Genomic DNA, 18,106 nt, shown 5'->3' with positions numbered 1-18,106 from the left:
TTGTCTTCCGACGTGTCTTCCAGACGGTATTCCGTATTGTGGAATCGCGTTTCTGCTTAACGGAAGATTGCCCGTGGCGCCCGAGGGCTGTCAAGAGGGGCTGCCGTAAGTCCGTCCCGCCCTGTGGGATCGACGATCATGCTTGCCGCGACTGTGGGTGGGCGGGGCCCGCGCACTGCCACACCGAGGAACGGAGCCCCCCCCCAGTGCTGACAGCCCTTCCCCTCGCAGAGCCAGACCGGGGAGCAGGCATAGAGCCGACCGCCCCATGGTCGGGCTGGGTCCAGGACCACACAGAGGCACTCATCGGGATTCCACTGCGGATCGCGCTCATCTTCGCGGTCCTGGCCGTGGTCCGCTGGGTGGCCAAGCGGGCCATCACCCGGGTCGTGCGGCACGTACTCGAACCTGCCGGTGGTGACGGCGATGCCCCGCCGTCGCGGTCACCGGGCCGGGGCCTGGTCGTCCTGCACCGCGACCGGTCACTCGGCCGGCAGCGGCGCGAGCAGCGCGCCCGCACCATCGGTTCGGTGCTCAGCAGCGCGGTGACGATCATCCTGTCGCTGGTCGGGGTCGCCATGGTGCTGGACCAGGTGGGCATCGCCCTGGGTCCGCTCATGGCCAGTGCCGGCGTCGTCGGCCTGGCGATCGGATTGGGCGCCCAGAGCCTGGTCGCCGACTATCTGTCCGGTCTGCTGATCATGGCCGAGGATCAGTACGGCGTGGGCGACTCGGTCGATCTCGGCGAGGCCGTCGGCGAAGTGGAACACGTCGGCCTTCGGCTGACGCATGTGCGGGACCTCAACGGGGGCCTCTGGCGCATCCGCAACGGCGAGATCCTGCGCGTGCGCAACGACAGCCAGGACTGGGCCCGTGCCGTCCTGGACGTCGCCGTGGCCTACGACGCCGACCTCGACACCGTGTACCGCATACTGGAGGAGGCCGGTCAGGGCCTTCGTCAGGAACCGGCCTTCGCCGACCTCCTGCTGGAGGACCCCGCGGTGTGGGGCGTGCAGTCGCTGGCCGCCGACGGCGTCATCGTGCGCGTCGCCGTCAAGACCACTCCGCTGCAGCAGTGGGCCGTCACCCGCGAACTGCGCCGCCGGGTCAAGGACCTCGACGAGGACGCCATCGACATCCCCTTCCCCCAGCGCGCCATCTGGCTGCGTACGGAGGACGCGGCCGGCGATCCCGTGCTGTCTGCTCGGTGACCTTCGGTGAGATGGCGGGCCTTCCCCGCGGGGCGGGCCCGCCACCGGGCTCCACGCCCCGCGGAATGCCTCGGCATCTCTGCTGATTGCGGCAGGGGAGTCCGTTAAGGTCGGGTCGGAGCGGCTGGGGCACACCGGCGCTCAGGGGCCGTCGATGAATTAGTGGGTAGCTTGCGATAGTTGGGCTCGTTCTTGTGATACGAGGCGCATCGATGGGACGGTCGGATCGTTGCGGGCGAAGCTGGAGGCGGTGACGCCGCATCGGAACGAGCGGCAGCGTCGGATCCTGTACGGCGCGGAGGCCCGGCAGCTCGGGCACGGCGGGATCGCCGCGGTGGCGCGGGCCGCAGGGGTCTCGAAGGGTTGCGTCAGCCGCGGCCTGGCCGAGTTCGATGCGGGGGCGGAACCAGACGAGCGTGTACGGCGGTCGGGTGCGGGCCGTCCAGCCCTGGCGGACAAGGACCCGGGGCCGCTGCCGGCGCTACTGGAGCTGGTCGAGGGCAGCAGGCAGGGCGATCCGATGAAGCCGCTGACCTGGACGACGAAATCGCTGCGAGGCCTGGCGGACGAGCTCGCCGTCCAGGGCCGGAAGGTGGGTCGCGACACACTCGCGGCCCTGCTGAATGCGGCCGGGTTCAGCCTGCGCGGCAACGCGCGGGTGCTGGCCGGCAGCCACCACCCGGACCGGGACGCGCAATTTGGGCACCTCTACGCGACGGTGGCCGACTTCCTCCAGGCCGGTGACCCGGTGATCAGCGTGGACACCAAGAAGAAGGTGAGTGGTCGGGGGGCGCGGCGTGTGATGCTGCCGATCGAGCCGGTGCGGGTGCTGAGGGTCGTGGAGTGGAGCCGTTCCGTCCACGGCTGCTGCCCCGAGGGTGCCGGGTGAAGGGTCGGTAGGCCTCTCAGTAGGCGCCCTGTCGTGATCTCTCAGTCTTCGGTCCACCCGTGGTTCTTTCCGAACTGGAGCAGCCCGCGACGAATCTGGAGGATCTGTTCCCCGGTCAGTGAGGGGGCCGCGGAGAGCAGGACCTCGGTGACCTCGTGGAGGTACTCGTTCGCGGTGAGCACGTCGCACAGTGAATCGTCGCCGTCCAGTTGCCTGACGGGCCCCGCGAGGGATCCCGCGGCGACGTCCCGCGGCTTGCCGTTGGCTCCCGCGGCCGGCCTCACAGCCGAGGCCTTCGGCCCGCGGTCTCCCTCCGCGACCTCGAATTCGACGACGAGGCCCGGATGCAACTGGTGCTCCGGCATCCTCAAGTCGTTGACGTGCAGGAAGACGTCCTCATCACCATCGTCCGGAGCGATGAACCCATAACCCCGCGCACTGTCGAACCGCACCACACGACCAGCAACCATGCCAGCAACTCCCAAAAGAAACCCAACGATATCGGGACCAGCGCCCGAATCAACACCAGCGCAGAAGGCTACGTCAGCAACACCCCACAGGGCGAGCGGCTGGATGGTGCCGGGCCCCGGGCGCGGGGAGGAAAGCATGACCGAAGACCGCAGCGCCGATGCTGTTAATGCTGGCCTTCTCGATATCCCGAGGCGATAACTCGGACCCGTGAGGCACCCGCGCGGCGGAAGCTCGGCATCGTCCTCTGCCACCGGCCAACCGGCTCACCGACTGCCGTGCGGGCTGCGGCGGACCGAGGGGTGTCGGTCCGCCGCAGCCTGCGGTGTCGAAGGCGTGCCTGGTCCTGGTCCGCTAGTCCTCACACGTTCCTTGGCACTTGTACGCCCAGAGAGTGCCGCAGCCCCTGTTGCACTTACACCAGCAATCGTCGCAGTAGGCACACTGCACGCAGTTCCCCCTGTCGCAGTAGTCGGAAAACTGGGCGCACGTGCAGTCCGACGCGGCCAGCTCCGCCGAAGTGGGAGCGGGGCCGAGCGTTGCCAGCAGCGCTCCTGCCTCAGCTTTGCCGAAGGCGGCGATGGCGCGATCGCGAAGATCCTGCGCCTGCTGGTCCAGCTGGGGAGTCAGCTCTTCGTTGAAGGTGGCTTCCCGACGGGCCAGTTTCACGGCCCTGTTGATGACGTCAACTTGGTCGGCCGTCAGGTCGGGGTGGGCAGAACGGTAGGCCTGCAGATGATCCACCCACATGTTGCTGCGCACTGACGGGGCGAGTTCGGTGTAGATCGCCCTGCGGTATGTCACGTCATGACGGGTGAACGCGGCATAGTTCTGCGGGAGGTTGGCCTTGTTCGCCTGGACCCACTTCTGGGCCTCAGTCAGCTCCTTGGCGGCGGCCGGAGACGCGTTCGCGGCGAACAGGGCGGCGACCGCGCCCGCGCCGGCCAGGCGCAGGAACTGTCCACGCCCCATCCCCGACGAGCCGCCCTGGTCCGCCGGTGCGGCGGTTCCCTTGCGCAGCGCGCCCAGCGCGGCCAGGAGTCGCAGCGTGGTGCTCGGGCCCAGCAGCCTGGGCAGCCGTGCCGCCATGGCGAACCCGGTCCAGGCGCGTACCCTGCCGCCCTCTTCGACGCTGATCAGGGTCGGGGCGAAGGGGGCGTTGTCGCCCAGGGCCTGCGTGCGCCAGGCCGTCACCTCGGGATCGGACAGGGGCTTGATGTCGAGCTTGTCGCCGCTGGACTGCTGGACCTGCTGTGCGACCTTGCTGCACTTGCAGCATGAAGCGTCGAACGCCAGAATCCACTGGCCGGCTGGCTGAGAAGTCATCGCTTGTCCTTATTAGTGCGGATCACAACTTTCGTCCGCAGTGCTAGTTGGTGCACTCTCCGTTGCATGTCTGCACCCAGAGATGGCCGCAACCCCTGTGGCACGTACAGCAGGCACCGCAGTTCTGGCACATCACACAGTTGCCCGAATCGCAGTAGTCGTTCGGCCAGTTGCAGTCGCATTCGGCCAGGACGCCCTTCGCTGCTTTGGGAGCGGCAGCGGCAGCGGGAGCCGGGCCGAGCGTTGCCAGCAATGCCCCTGCCTCCGCCTTGCCGAAGGCGGCGATGGCGGGGTCCCGCAGAGCCTGCAACTGCTGCTCGAGCTCGGGAGTCGGCTCGCCGCTGAACGTGGACTCCTGACGCGCCAGTTCGACGGTCCGGTCGATGATCTCAACCTGGTCGGCCGACAGATCGGGGTGGGCGGCACGGTAGGCCTTGAGGTGGTCCACCCACATGTTGCTGCGCACCGACGGGCTGAGTTCGGCGTAGATCGCCTTCCGGTGCGCCATGTCGTACCGCGCGAAGGTGCTGTAGGTCTGCGGGAGTTTGGCCTTGTTCGCCTGGACCCACTTCTGGGCCTCAGTCAGCTCCTTGGCGGCGGCCGGAGACGCGTTCGCGGCGAACAGGGCGGCGACCGCGCCCGCGCCGGCCAGGCGCAGGAACTGTCCACGCCCCATCCCCGACGAGCCGCCCTGGTCCGCCGGTGCGGCGGTTCCCTTGCGCAGCGCGCCCAGCGCGGCCAGGAGTCGCAACGTGGTGCTCGGGCCCAGCAGCCTGGGCAGCCGTGCCGCCATGGCGAACCCGGTCCAGGCGCGTACCCTGCCGCCCTCTTCGACGCTGATCAGGGTCGGGGCGAAGGGGGCGTTGTCGCCCAGGGCCTGCGTGCGCCAGGCCGTCACCTCGGGATCGGACAGGGGCTTGATGTCGAGCTTGTCGCCGCTGGACTGCTGGACCTGCTGTGCGACCTTGCTGCACTTGCAGCATGAAGCGTCGAACGCCAGAATCCACTGGCCGGCTGGCTGAGAAGTCATTCCTTGCCTTTCTCGGTGGAGATCGTGCCTTTCCTGGAAGAGCTGGCACGCACGCCGTTCACACGTTTATCCGCAGCTGTCCCTCGCCCTGGATGCAGTTGCCGGTGCTCTGGGCAGCGGTTTGCCGGGGGCTGGAGGGGGAGATCCCCATAATTCGTGGATGATGGCGGCACGTGCGCAGTTAGGCCTGTTCCGTGTGTACGGGTGTCAGCTCGCACTGTTGACTGCACCATTCCATATTGACGTGCTTCCGTCAACACTCTGTTATGAATTTATCGCCATACCCGTGCCGGGCGAAGGACGGTACGAGGACGGGCCAAGGCACGATCGAGGACTGTGCGTCATAGCCTGCTCGGGTTCATGGAATAGGAGACGAACCGGACCACGCGACACGGTCCGCGCAATTCCGAGACTTGCGAGGGCGCCGGCATGAACTCGCAGCGATGCCGCTTGGTCGTGCGGAGCGATTCCGCGCGACTTCTTACGCTGAGTTGATCAATAGCTGGTGCGCGAGGGAGTGTCTGTGGGTCCTGCAGAAAGCGGCAAGGGCCATGGGCCTGCATCGCCAGCTCAGCTCCAGGGTCGAACGCCGGGCGTCAGGAGGTACCCGTGAACTTGTAGCCGAGCTGCGCCAGCATGGTCACGTTGTCACTGAGAGCCCAGTGTTCGACGATGATTCCGTCCTGCACCCGGTTCATGTTCATCGTCATCATCTCGAAGGTCTTTCCCGTCGGCGGCATTCCCATGAAATCCAGAGTGTGGGTGCCCCGGACCACGGACCTGGTGGCCACCACGTCCTCGGTCTCGACGATTTCCTCCAGGGTGGAATGGAGATCGGGAAAGAACGCCCGGGTGAGCTGCCACACGCCCAGCAAGCCCTCCCGGTCGCGCGGCGTGCCCGGGGGGTGCTCGGCGTCGCTCGACGTCCCCGCGAGATGGGCGACGACATCGGGTGAGATGAGTTCCCGCAGTCTTTCCGTATCACCCGCGTTGAACGCCTTGTTGAGGCTGATGGCTATCTCTGAGAGGTGCCCCATGGCGAATCCGTCCCGTCTGAGGAAGGTCTGCGGCCGAGTCGCTGCTCCCGGCAACTTATCTGCCGCGGCGGCAATGCGGCAACCCGTACCAGCGCCTTACGTCACCTGTCCGCAGAAATAGGGGTAGGGGCCTTGTGCGGGGTGATTCCGTAGGGGTCTCAGGGATGATTTTAGGGGTTACCAAGGGCTGACTGAACCCGGTGCCGGTCCCGTAGCGTGTCCGTGGGAAACGGCGGAATTGTCCGGCACGAATGCGAGGTACCGCGTCAGTGGATTTCGACCTCACCGATGAACAGCGATGTCGCTACGACCGTGTCTCCGCCGAAGTCACGCAGCAGCTGGGCGGGCCCGGCACGTCGTCGGAGCTGCCCTTCACCCGCACGCAGTGGAAAAGCGCGGCGCAGATCGGGCTCACGGGGCTGTGCATGCCCGCCGAGTACGGCGGGGGCGGTCTCGGAGCGCTGGACACCGCGCTGTGCCTCCAGGCGTTCGGCCGGGCCTGCCCCAACACCGGGCTGGTGTTCGCCGTGGCCGCCCACCTGCTGGCCTGCGCTGTTCCGATTCGCGACTTCGCCGACGGCGACGTCCGGGGTGAACTGCTCGCCGGACTGGCGTCCGGCGAGCTGATCGCGGCGAACGCCATGACGGAGGACGAGGCCGGCTCCGACCTCTCCCGTCTCGGCGTGACCGCCGAGCAGGAGCCCGGGGGCTATGTGCTGCACGGCGACAAGTCGTTCGCGAGCAACGCCCCCGCCGCCGACGTGTTCGTCACCTACGCCACGACCGCCCCCGCCGCCGGCTTCCTCGGAATCACGGCATTCGCGGTGCCAAGAACCGCTCCCGGAGTGGCCATTGGTGAGCCCTTCGAGAAGATGGGCCTCGGCGGTTGCCCGGCCGGGCGAGTGCTCTTCCGGCAATGCCGGGTGCCCGAGACCTACCGGCTGGGCCGGGAGGGGCAGGGCACGGCCGTCTTCCAGCACTCGATGGCGTGGGAACGCGGCTGCCTGTTCGCCGTCTACCTGGGCCTGATGGAGCGTCAACTACAGCAGTGCGTCGAACGAGCGCGCACCCGGCGCCAGTTCGGCCGTCCCATCGGCGAGTTCCAGGCCGTCTCGCACCGCATCGCCGGAATGAAGCAACGGCTCGAGAGTGCCCGCCTGCTGCTGTACCGCGCCTGCTGGCTCCTCGACGGAGGCCGCGACCACAACGAGGCGGTAGCCCTGTCCAAGATCGCCGTTTCCGAGGCCGCAGTGGCCAACAGCCTCGACGCCATCCAGGTCTTCGGGGGTGACGGATACCTCAGATCCGCTGGGATCGAACAGCACCTCAGGGACTCCGTACCCGGCGGGATCTTCTCCGGCGCCACCGACATCCAGCGGGAAGTCGTCGCGAGAGGGCTCGGCCTGTGAACCGTACGAGCCAACGGCACAGCCCGAGTCGACCCCGCCTGAGGGCCGCCGAAGGGACGGTCCTGCCATGAGCCTGCACCGGCTGGCCATCGACTCCGCCGCCAGGGAACCCGACCGGCCGGCCGTGGCCGGGCCCACCGGCGACCTGTGCTACGCCGAACTCGACTACGCAGCCAACGCCCTTGCCCACCGGCTGCGCGCGATGGGAGTCGCTGCCGGGGACCGCGTCGTGCTGTGGGCCGACAAGTCCCCGGACTTCGTGGTGGCCATGCAGGCGGTGCTGCGGCTCGGCGCCGCCTACGTGCCCGCCGACGGCGCCGTGCCCGTGGCCCGCGTCGCCGCCATGGCACGCGACTGCACGGCCGCCGCCGTCCTCACCTCTGCCGACCGGCTCGCCGGGCTCCGGGACGCTCTCGGCTCCCTGCTGCCCAGCGCCGACCTGGCGCAGGAACCGGACCCCGAGGCCGCCCCGGTGGACGCGGAGGTCGCACCCGACGACCTCGCCTACATCCTCTACACCTCGGGCTCGACAGGCGCCCCCAAAGGGGTCTGCATCAGCCACGGGAACGCACGCGCGTTCGTCGACTGGGCCGTCAAGGAGCTTGGCCCCGGGCCACAGGACCGCTTCGCCAACCACGCGCCGTTCACCTTCGACCTGTCCGTCCTCGACCTGTACGCGGCGTTCGCCGTCGGCGCCTCGGTCCACCTCATACCCTCCGAACTCGCCTACGCCCCCGCGCAGCTGGCGGAACTGATCCACCAGTGGCGGATCACCGTGTGGTACTCGGTGCCGTCCGCTCTGACGCTGCTGATGCGAGACGGCGCACTGCTCGACCGCCCCGCCCCCGAAGCGCTGCGCGCGGTGCTGTTCGCGGGCGAGCCGTTCCCCCTGCCGCAAGTGCGCGCACTCGCGCGCTGGACCGGCGCACGCCTGCTCAACCTCTACGGTCCCACTGAGACCAATGTGTGCCTCCGTCACGAGGTCGGGCCCGCCGACGTGGAAAACGACCGGCCCCTGCCGATCGGCACCCCCGTGAGCGGCGACCACGCGTGGGCCGAGACCCCCGACGGCCGGCCGGCCGCTGTGGGGGAAGTGGGCGAACTGCTCGTGGAGGGTCCCACGGTGATGCTCGGCTACTGGGGTGTGCAACCGCACCAGGGGCCCTACCGCACCGGAGACCTTGTCCGGCGGCTTCCCGACGGCTCGTTCGAGTACCTCGGCCGTCGCGACCACATGGTCAAGGTGCGCGGACACCGTGTCGAGCCGACCGAAGTCGAGACGGTGCTCGCCCTGCACGACGACGTGGCGGAGGCTGCCGTCGTCGTCGTGGGCAGCGGCATGGACGCCCGGCTGGTGGCGTACGTCGTCCCGGCGCGAGGCCGCGAGGTGGGGGTTCTGGGACTCAGGCGGCACGCGGCACAGCGACTGCCCCGCTACATGCTCGCCGACGAGATCCACTTCCTTCCCCAACTGCCCCACAACCGCAACGGAAAGACCGACCGCGCCGCCCTCACGGAGGCGGCGCGCGCCGAGGCCGTCGTGTCCCACCCCACTGAGCAGCCGCACGCGAGCGGAAGGTGACGTCATGCCTGACCAGGAGATGACCAAGCGAATCGCGGAGTACGTCCGCGAGAAGTTTCTCGAAGGAGACCCGCAGGGCGAGCTGCAGGACACCTCACCGCTGCTGGAGTGGGGAGTCCTCAACTCGCTCAGAGTCGCGCAACTGATCGGCTTCGTGCGCGAGGAGTTCGGCGTCGTCGTCCCGCCCCGTGAGATCCACGCGGACAACCTCAGGGACGTGCGCAGCATCACCGCGATGGTCGCCCGCCTGGCCTGACCAGGCGGGCCGTACTCCGCCCGGGCAAGTCAGAGCGAAAGGCGTTTCAGGACCATGGTCGCCAGCACGGACGTGACCTCCCGCCATGCCGAGCCCATCGCGGTCGTCGGCATGGGATGCCGCCTGCCCGGCGGCGTGCGGGACCTCGGCTCTCTCGGCAGCGTGCTCAGGTCGGGCACCGACGTCCTTCGGCCGGTTCCGGAGGACCGCTGGGCACGTGAGCTGCACGACCCCGAGCCGGAGCGGCCGGGCACCATCACCAACCACTCCGGGTCGTTCCTGGACGACATCGAACGCTTTGACCCGGCGTACTTCGGGATCACGCCGCGCGAGGCCGCCGCCATCGACCCGCAGCACCGCCTCCTGATGGAAGTGGCCTGGGAGGCCATGGCCGACTCCGGACGCCCTCGCGAGGAATGGCGCGCCTCCCGCACCGGGGTCTTCGTCGGACTGCTCGCCGGCGACTACCACCTCCTGCACACGAAGGCCGTCGGCCTCGACGGCATCGGCCCGCACTACGTCACCGGAACGGAGTTCAGCTTCGCGGCGGGACGCCTCGCCTACGCGTTCGACCTGCGAGGACCCGCTGTCGCCGTCAACTCCGCCTGCTCCTCCTCGCTCTACGCCGTGCACCAGGCCTGCCAGAGCCTGCGGGCCGGCGACGTCGACACCGCGCTCGCCGGCGGCGTCAGCCTGCTGCTCAGCCCCGAGATCAGCGTGTTCATGAGCCGCATCGGAGCCATCTCGCCCTCGGGCCGGTGCCGGCCGTTCGACGCCTCGGCCGACGGCATCGTCCGCGGCGAGGGCTGCGGCGTCGTCGTCCTCAAACGGCTTACGGACGCCGTCGCCGACCGCGACCGGATCCATGCCGTCATCCGCGGCTCCGCGGTCAACAACGACGGCGGCAGCCTCGGCCTCACCGCCCCCAACGCCGAGGCGCAGGCTGCCGTCCTGCAGGCGGCCCTCACCAACGCGGGGCTCGGGCCGGACGACGTCGACTACGTGGAGGCCCACGGCACCGGCACCCCCCTCGGCGACATGATCGAGCTGGGCGTCCTGTCCGAGGTCTACGGCACGGCCCGTACCGGCGGCAAGCCGCTCTTCCTCGGCTCGCACAAGGCGGTCTTCGGGCACACCGACGCCGCCGCCGGAATCACCGGACTGCTCAAGTCGATCTGGGTCATCACCACCGGTCATGCACCGGTGCAGCCCCACATCGATGAACTCACCCCCGCCGTCGACTGGCGCGGCGGCGGCATCGCAGTGCCCCTGACCGGCACCGACCTGACCGCCACCGACCCGGCCGGGACCGGCCGCCGTCTGCGCGCCGGCGTCAGCGCGTTCGGTCTCAGCGGCACCAACGTCCACCTCATCGCGGAGGCTCCGCCCGACGAGGCCGAACCGGCCGCCGGACCACCGGCGCCGGGTGCGCACGTCCTGCTGGTCTCCGCCGCCCGCCACGAAGGCCTCGCCGGCCAGATCACGGCGATGCGAGACCGACTGGCACAGGATGACGAGCCGCTCGGCGACACGCTCGCCTCCGCCGCCACGCGGCGCACCCACGAAGCCCACCGCTTCGCGGCCGTCGCCACCGACCGGGAAGGGCTGATCGCGGCACTCGAGGACCCCGACGGCGCCTGCTCGGGCGTCCTCGGCGCCGAGGGCGAACCCGCGCCGGTCTTCGTCTTCTCCGGCCAGGGCTGCCAGTGGCCCGGCATGGCGACCGACCTTCAGCGCAGCGAGCCCGAGATCAGGGAAACGCTCGACGAGTGCGACGCGCTGATCCGCGCCGAGGCGTCCTGGTCGCTGATCGACACGCTGCGGCGGCACGAGGACGGCGGCCTGGACCGTACGGACCTGGCCCAGCCGGCCATCTTCGCCGTGCAGGTGGCCCTGACCCGCTGGCTCGCCCGGCGGGGAGTCGTCCCGGCGGCCGTCGTGGGCCACAGCGTCGGCGAGATCGCCGCCGCCCACACGGCCCGCGTGCTGGATCTCCCGGACGCCGTCCGGCTGATCGTGCGCCGAGGGCAGATCCTGCGGGAAACCGCCGGCACCGGACGCATGCTCGCCGTTCAGGGCGCCCCCGACACCGTCGAGCGGCTCCTCGCGGACAGCGGACTCCCGGTCGTCGTCGCCGCCGTGAACGGCCCCGAGTCGGTCGTCGTCGCCGGGCCGGACGACGCCGTGGAGGCCGCTGTGCTGGTCCTGGAGGGCAGGGGGCTGCCCTGCCGCCGTACCCGCGTCGACTACCCGTTCCACAGCCCGCTCGTCGCCGCGTGCGGCCCGCGCCTGAGGGAGGCGATCGCCGGCCTCCTTCCGCACGACCCGGCCCTGCGCCTCCTGTCCAGCGTCGATCCCCACACTGACGCCGGCCGGCTCGACGACGCGTACTGGGGCCGTAACATCACGGAACCCGTCCGGCTGTGGCCGGCGATCGACCGCCTCCTGTCCGAGCCCGAGCCCTACTCCCTGGTGGAGATCGGCCCGCACCCGGTCCTCACCCGGCCGCTGATCGACGCCGTACGGCGCCGCGGGCGCGACAGCGCCGTACTCGGCACGCTGCGTCGCGACGAGCCCGGCCCCGTGGCACTGCACAAGGCACTGGCCCGGCTCCACATCACCGGGGCGGCGGTGGACTGGGAACAGGTCACCGGCAGGCCGCGTCGCTACCGGGATCTGCCGGTGCCTTCCTGGCACGGCGAGCGGTACTGGCTGCCCGCGCTGCGAGAGGGCCGGCAGCCCGCGCAGAACGGCTCCCCCGCAGCGATACCGGACGCCGTACCGGAGCCCGTCGCCAGGCCCGCGCTCGACACACCGTCCACATCCGGCGGGCCTGCGGTGCCCGTCGATGGCGCCCGGCCCTCCGCGCAGGTCACGCACCGGGTCGACGCCTGCGTCCGGCACCTCCTCGGCCTCAGCCTGGGCCACCCGCTGCCCCACCGGCGAGGCCTGTTCGAGCAGGGCCTGGACTCGCTGACCGCCGTGGCACTCCACAAGCGCCTCGAAGCGGAGTTCGCGGTCACGCTCCCCTCCAGCGTGGTCTTCGAGCACCCGTCGGTCCAGGCCCTGGCCGCCCACCTCACCCAGCTGACGCAGCAGCGCTCCGGAGAGGAGACCCCACAGCCCGCGCCCTCGGCCGGCGTCACCGATTCCGGGGAGGACGGCTCCTTCGCAGTCATCGGCATTGCCTGCCGGCTCCCCGGCGCCTCCTCCCCGCAGGACTTCTGGTCGCTGCTCACCGAGAGCCGCTCCGCCGTGTCCAGCCCGCCACCGCACCGCCGTGACGATCCGATCTGGGCCGAGGCGGGCCCAGGCGTACCCACCGACGGCGGCTACCTGGACGACGTCTCCGGCTTCGACGCCGCGTTCTTCCGCATCTCGCCCCGCGAGGCCGTCTCCCTGGACCCACAGCAGCGGCTCGCCCTCGAAGTGTCCTGGGAAGCGCTGGAGGACGCCGGATACCCCGCGTCCGACCTGACGGGGCGCCAGGTCGGGGTGTACGTCGGCCTCAACACGGCCGACTATCACGAACTGCTCACCCGCGACATGGCCGACATCGACCTCTACTACGGCACCGGAAACACCTTCGCCGCCTCCGCGGGCCGGCTGTCGTACTTCCTCGGACTGCGCGGACCCAGCCTGGCGGTGGACACTGCCTGCTCGGCCTCGCTGACCGCCGTGCACCTCGCCTGCCAGGGACTGAGGGCGGGCGACTGCGAGGTCGCTCTCGTCGGCGGCGTCAATGTCATCGCGTCGCCCACCGTGTCGGTGGCGATGTCTGCCGGCGGGGCGCTCGCCCCCGACGGCCGCTGCAAGACCTTCGACGAGGTGGCGGACGGCTACGGGCGAGGTGAGGGCGCGGTCACACTCGTCCTCAAACCACAGGCCGCCGCCGAACGCGACGGCGACCGCATCTACGCCGTGCTGCGCGGCACCGCCGTCAACCAGGACGGTGACAGCGGAGGATTCACCGTCCCGAACGCGGCTGCGCAGACCGCCCTGATCCGCCAGGCACTGGCCCGCGCGGGCTGGGCACCCGCCGACGTCGACTACGTGGAGGCACACGGCACCGGCACCCCCCTGGGCGACCCCATCGAGGTGCACGCCATGGCGCAGGCCCTCGGCCCCGGACGCGACGAGCGCGCACCGCTGTACATCGGCTCGGCCAAGGCGAACATCGGCCACCTGGAGGCGGCAGCCGGCATCACCGGCCTGCTCAAGGTCATCCTCTCCCTGCACTACCGCGAGATCCCCCCGCACCTGATCAACACCCCCTCCCGCCGGATCGACTGGGAGAGGCTGCCCGTCTCCCTCGTCACCGAGCGCCGCGCCTGGCCGGAGCGTGGCCGGCCGGCCCGGGCGGGCGTGTCCTCCTTCGGCTTCAGCGGCAGCAATGCCCACGTCCTCGTCGAACAGGCCACCCGCGTCGGCGGCGCGGACGCCTGTACGGCGGCGCCCGCCCCGTCGTCCGGGCTCGTGCCGTGGGTGGTGTCGGCCCGCGGCAGCGCGGGGCTGCGCGGTCAGGCCGCGCGACTGGCGCAATTCGTCGCCGCGCGCCCGGACCTGGACCCCGTGGACATCGCGTACTCGCTGGCCACCACCCGTTCCCTGCTGGAAACCCGGGCCGTGCTCCTGGCCCCCGCGGACGACCGGGACACCGTCCTCGGCGGCCTTACGGAACTCGCCGAGGGCCGTCACGCCGAGGGCGTCATACAGGGCAGGGCAGGTCAGCCCGGCATGACAGCCTTCCTGTTCAGCGGACAGGGAAGCCAACGGGCCACCATGGGACGACAGTTGTATGACCGCCACCCCGTCTTCGCCGCTGCCCTGGACGAGGTGACGGACGAACTGGACCGCCGGCTGGAGCGGCCACTGCGCGAGGTGATGTTCGCCGCGCCGGACTCGGAGACCGCCCGGCTGCTGGACCAGACCCGGTACACACAGAGCGCGCTGTTCGCGGTGGAGGTCGCTCTTCTGCGGCTGCTGCGCCACTGGGGAGTCGAGCCCGACTACGTGATGGGCCACTCCATAGGCGAGCTGACCGCCGCATACGCGGCCGGAGTGTTCTCGCTCCCCGACGCGGCCCGCCTGGTGGCCGCCCGCGGCCGGTTGATGCAGGCCCTGCCCCCGGGTGGCGCCATGGTCGCCGTGTCGGCGCCCGAAGAGGAGGTCACCGAGGCCATCGCCGGCTCCGCCCACCAGGACCGGCTCGGCATCGCCGCCGTCAACGGCCCCCGGGCCACGGTCGTCTCCGGTGACGAGGACGCCGTACTGGAGCTGACCGCCGTACTCGCCGAACGGGGACACCGCACGAGGCGCCTGCAGGTGAGTCACGCGTTCCACTCCGCACACATGGACGGCATGCTCGACGACTTCCGACGCCTGGCAGAGGAGATCACCTACCACGAGCCGGGGATCCCCATGGTGTCCAACGTGACCGGGCGGCGGGCCGAGCCCGGCGAACTGTGCTCAGCCGGGTACTGGGTGAGGCACGCCCGTGACGCCGTCCGGTTCGCGGACGGCATCCGCGAGCTGCGACGGCTCGGCGTGACCGCGTTCCTCGAAGTCGGCCCGGACGGGACCCTGGCCGCCCTCAGCCAGGAGTCCCTGATCGAGGTACCCGACAGCCGTACCGACGCCGTGGCGATCCCGCTGCTGCGCAAGGACCGGCCCGAGCACGAGGCAATCGTCACCGCCATGGCCACGGCGTCCGTCTACGGTGTCGAGGTCGACTGGAAGGCGCTGGTGCCCCAAGGACATCGAGTGGCCCTGCCCACGTACGCGTTCCAGCGGCAGCGGTACTGGCTCGAGAGCCGAACGAGCCCCGCCGCCGAAACGTCCACGGGGGGCGACCCGGCGGAGGCCCGCTTCTGGGCTGCCGTCGAGCAGGGCGACCTCGCCGACCTTGCCCGCACCCTCGAACTCCCCCCGGACACCGACAGCCCCGGAACCGGCCATCGAGACGCCGAACAGCTCCTCCCGGTCCTGGCCTCCTGGCGGCGAAAGCTCCGGGACCGCTCCGTCCTGGACTCCTGGCGCTACCGCGTCGTCTGGAAGCCGATGCCCCGGCCCCCCGCCCCCGCCCGGCTCTCCGGCACCTGGCTGGTCGTCACCTCGCGGCGGAACACCGGCCACCCCTGGATCCAGGCCGCTCTCGACGCCCTCACCCACCGCGGCGCGGACGTGGCGCACATACCCGTGGATCCCGCGGGCGACGACCGGGCAGCACTCACCGAACTGCTCAGCCGGGCCACCCCGGACGGCCGAACCTGCGGCGGAGTACTGTCCCTGCTCGCGCTGGACGAGTCCCCGCACCCCGAACACCCCGACCTCGCCGCCGGAATCACCGCCACCCTGAGCATCGCCCAGGCACTCGGAGACGCGGGCATCGACGCCCCCCTGTGGTGCGTGACCCGAGGCGCCGTCTCCGTTGCGGAAAACGATCCCGTACGGCGTCCCGAACAGGCGCAGATCTGGGGCATGGGCCGGGTGACCGGCCTGGAACACCCCCAGCGCTACGGCGGCCTCGTCGACCTGCCCGACAACCCCGACGAGCGGTCACTGGAACACCTGTGCACCGCACTCGCCGGTCACCAGGCGGAGGACCAGCTGGCCGTCCGCACCTCCGGCATCCTCGTACGCCGCCTCGTCAGGGCCCCCCTCGGCGGCACGCCCGCGCCACGCACCTGGAAACCTCGCGGCACCGTCCTGGTCGTCGGGGGAACCGGAGCCCTCGGCAGCCACCTCGCACACCGGCTCGCCGACAACGGCGCCGAACACATCGTCCTCACCGGCCGACGCGGCGAGGCCGCACCGGGCGCCGCCGAACTGCGGGCCGAACTCCAGGCACAGGGCGTCCGTGTGACGATCGCCGCCTGCGACGTGGCGGACCGCGAAGCGCTCACCGCCCTGGTCCAGAACCTGCGGGCCGAGGGGCCGCCCATCCGGGCCGTCTTCCACGCGGCCATGGCCCCGGCCGTCGGCCTGCTCGCGGACACCACGGTGGACCGCTACGCCTCCGCAGTCCGCGCCAAGGTCGCGGGCGGACACCACCTCCACGAGCTGTTCCGCACCGACGAGTTGGACGCCTTCGTCCTGTTCTCCTCTGTCGCCGGCACCTGGGGCAGCGGCAACGAAGGCGCCTACGCGGCGGCCAACGCCTACCTCGACGCACTGGCCGAGCAGCGCCGGGCCTCCGGACTGTCGGCCACGTCGGTGGCGTGGGGCATCTGGGACGCCTTCAACGACCGGGACGACGACACGACCAGGCGCGAGCTGCTTACCGAGCGGTCCCTGCGCCAGGGGCTGCCCCGCCTCGACCCCTGCCTGGCCTTCCAGGCCCTGCGGCAGGCCCTCGACCACGACGAGACATCCGTCGTCATCAGCGCTGTCGACTGGGAGCGATTCGCCACGCTGTTCACCATGGCGCGCCCACGTCCGCTGCTGGACGAGGTGCCCGAGGCTCGCCCGGCCCCCGCGGCGACCGCCGTCCGTCCCGGGGCGCGGAGCGACGGCGAACCGGAGCCGGAACTCGCACGCCGCCTCACCGGAGTACACGAGGCGGGGCAGGAGCGCGTCGTCCACGACCTGGTGCGCGCCCACGTGGCGTCCGTCCTCAGACATCACACTCCGGAGGAGGTAGAGGCCGACCTGGCGTTCAGGGACCTTGGTTTCGACTCCCTCACGGCCGTGGAACTGCGCACCCGGCTCGCCGAGGCGACAGGGCTGGCGCTGCCCGCCTCCCTGATCTTCGACCACCCCACCCCCGCTGCCCTGGCCCGGCACCTGCTGACCGCAGCCACCGGCGAGGTACGGCAGGCGGCCCGGACACCCGGACGAGCCCACACCCCCGCACCGGTGACACCGGCAGACGACGACCCCGTTGCGATCGTCGGAATGGCCTGCCGCCTCCCCGGTGGTATCCAGTCCCCGGAGGAACTGTGGCGTCTCATCGCGGCCGGTGACGACATCGTCGGCGGGCTTCCCACCGACCGTGGCTGGGACCTCGAACGGCTCTACGCCACCCTCGGCATGACGTCCGTACGGAATGGCGCTTTCCTCCTGAACGCCGGTGACTTCGACGCGGACTTCTTCGGGATTTCGCCCCGTGAGGCGCTGGCGATGGACCCGCAGCAACGGCTGCTGCTGGAAACCTCCTGGGAAGCCCTCGAGCGAGCGGGCATCGACCCGGCGAGCCTGCGTGGTCAGGCGGTCGGCGTCTACGTCGGCGCCGGCGCGGACGGATACGCCACCGCCGAGAACCGCGTACCGGAAGGCGCCGAAGGCTACGCCGTCACCGGCAGCGCGGGCAGCGTCATCTCGGGCCGCGTCTCGTATGCGTTCGGTCTCGAGGGGCCGGCGGTGACGGTGGACACGGCGTGTTCGTCGTCGCTGGTGGCTCTCCACCTCGCCGGCCAGGCACTGCGCACCGGCGAATGCTCCCTGGTCCTCGCCGGCGGCGTGTCGATGCTGGCCAGCCCGAAGGGCCTCATCGAGTTCAGCCGCATGGGAGCACTGTCCCCTGACGGCCGCTCAAAGGCGTTCTCGGCGGGGGCCGACGGCATGGGCTGGGGTGAGGGTGTGGGTGTGCTGGTGCTGGAGCGGTTGTCGGATGCCCGGCGGAACGGGCATGAGGTGCTGGCGGTGATCCGCGGCAGTGCGGTGAATCAGGACGGGGCCAGCAACGGGCTCACGGCGCCGAACGGGCCGTCGCAGCAGCGGGTGATCCGGGCGGCGTTGGAGAGTGCGCGGCTGTCGGCGGCTGATGTGGATGCCGTGGAGGCGCACGGTACGGGGACCGCGTTGGGGGATCCGATCGAGGCGCAGGCGTTGCTGGCGACCTACGGTCAAGGCCGGCCGGAGGGGCGGCCGTTGTGGCTGGGGTCGGTGAAGTCGAAT

General features: G+C 70.7%; 10 protein-coding genes. 6 read left to right on the top strand and 4 right to left on the bottom strand.

Annotation, left to right across the window (positions count from 1 at the left end):
- Positions 1–206: 206 nt before the first annotated feature.
- Both AC07DF_RS39615 and AC07DF_RS39610 read left to right on the top strand, forming a co-directional pair.
- Positions 207–1,211, top strand: coding sequence for a mechanosensitive ion channel family protein (locus tag AC07DF_RS39615; protein WP_478982139.1), 1,005 nt, complete (start codon positions 207–209; stop codon positions 1,209–1,211).
- A 250-nt stretch (positions 1,212–1,461) separates the two neighbouring features.
- Positions 1,462–2,100, top strand: a complete 639-nt coding sequence (locus AC07DF_RS39610) for an ISAzo13-like element transposase-related protein (protein WP_478982137.1) — start codon at positions 1,462–1,464, stop codon at positions 2,098–2,100.
- A gap of 41 nt (positions 2,101–2,141) precedes the next feature.
- Here AC07DF_RS39610 and AC07DF_RS39605 read toward each other — a convergent pair whose 3' ends face one another.
- The 4 genes from AC07DF_RS39605 to AC07DF_RS39590 form a co-directional block, all read right to left on the bottom strand.
- On the bottom strand, positions 2,142–2,570 hold the full coding sequence (locus AC07DF_RS39605; protein WP_165343870.1) for a cold-shock protein: 429 nt from the start codon (positions 2,568–2,570) through the stop codon (positions 2,142–2,144).
- A 352-nt stretch (positions 2,571–2,922) separates the two neighbouring features.
- The gene (locus AC07DF_RS39600; protein WP_478982135.1) at positions 2,923–3,894 is read right to left on the bottom strand and encodes a bacteriocin fulvocin C-related protein; all 972 of its coding nucleotides are present in this window, start codon (positions 3,892–3,894) and stop codon (positions 2,923–2,925) included.
- Positions 3,895–3,937: 43 nt separating this feature from the next.
- On the bottom strand, positions 3,938–4,924 hold the full coding sequence (locus tag AC07DF_RS39595) for a bacteriocin fulvocin C-related protein (RefSeq protein ID WP_478982133.1): 987 nt from the start codon (positions 4,922–4,924) through the stop codon (positions 3,938–3,940).
- A gap of 596 nt (positions 4,925–5,520) precedes the next feature.
- Positions 5,521–5,961 (bottom strand): ester cyclase, encoded by a 441-nt coding sequence (locus AC07DF_RS39590; RefSeq protein ID WP_478982131.1) that lies wholly within the window; start codon positions 5,959–5,961, stop codon positions 5,521–5,523.
- A gap of 269 nt (positions 5,962–6,230) precedes the next feature.
- On the opposite strand from AC07DF_RS39590, the gene AC07DF_RS39585 reads away from it, so the two are divergent.
- The 4 genes from AC07DF_RS39585 to AC07DF_RS39570 all read left to right on the top strand — a co-directional run.
- Complete coding sequence (locus tag AC07DF_RS39585) at positions 6,231–7,370, top strand: acyl-CoA dehydrogenase family protein (RefSeq protein ID WP_478982129.1); 1,140 nt, start codon at positions 6,231–6,233, stop codon at positions 7,368–7,370.
- Between the two features lie 67 nt (positions 7,371–7,437).
- Positions 7,438–8,952 carry an amino acid adenylation domain-containing protein gene (locus tag AC07DF_RS39580; protein ID WP_478982127.1) on the top strand — a complete coding sequence of 505 codons (1,515 nt, stop codon included), beginning with the start codon at positions 7,438–7,440 and terminating at the stop codon, positions 8,950–8,952.
- 4 nt (positions 8,953–8,956) lie between these two features.
- A complete protein-coding gene (locus AC07DF_RS39575) occupies positions 8,957–9,208 on the top strand; it encodes an acyl carrier protein (protein ID WP_478982125.1) in 252 nt (83 codons plus the stop codon).
- A gap of 54 nt (positions 9,209–9,262) precedes the next feature.
- A partial coding sequence (locus AC07DF_RS39570; RefSeq protein WP_478982123.1) for a type I polyketide synthase occupies positions 9,263–18,106 on the top strand: 8,844 nt, incomplete at its 3' end.

The sequence above is a fragment of the Streptomyces sp. NPDC044719 genome, from assembly GCF_056433405.1.
The sequence above is the reverse complement of the archived record's forward strand: the minus strand, read 5'-3'. Positions and strand labels throughout refer to the sequence as shown.

Coding starts and splice junctions, on each gene's coding strand:
- AC07DF_RS39595 (WP_478982133.1), bottom strand. CDS start 4,924: ATGACTTCTCAGCCAGCCGGCCAGTGGATTCTGGCGTTCGACGCTTCA.
- AC07DF_RS39575 (WP_478982125.1), top strand. CDS start 8,957: ATGCCTGACCAGGAGATGACCAAGCGAATCGCGGAGTACGTCCGCGAG.
- AC07DF_RS39580 (WP_478982127.1), top strand. CDS start 7,438: ATGAGCCTGCACCGGCTGGCCATCGACTCCGCCGCCAGGGAACCCGAC.
- AC07DF_RS39600 (WP_478982135.1), bottom strand. CDS start 3,894: ATGACTTCTCAGCCAGCCGGCCAGTGGATTCTGGCGTTCGACGCTTCA.
- AC07DF_RS39605 (WP_165343870.1), bottom strand. CDS start 2,570: ATGGTTGCTGGTCGTGTGGTGCGGTTCGACAGTGCGCGGGGTTATGGG.
- AC07DF_RS39590 (WP_478982131.1), bottom strand. CDS start 5,961: ATGGGGCACCTCTCAGAGATAGCCATCAGCCTCAACAAGGCGTTCAAC.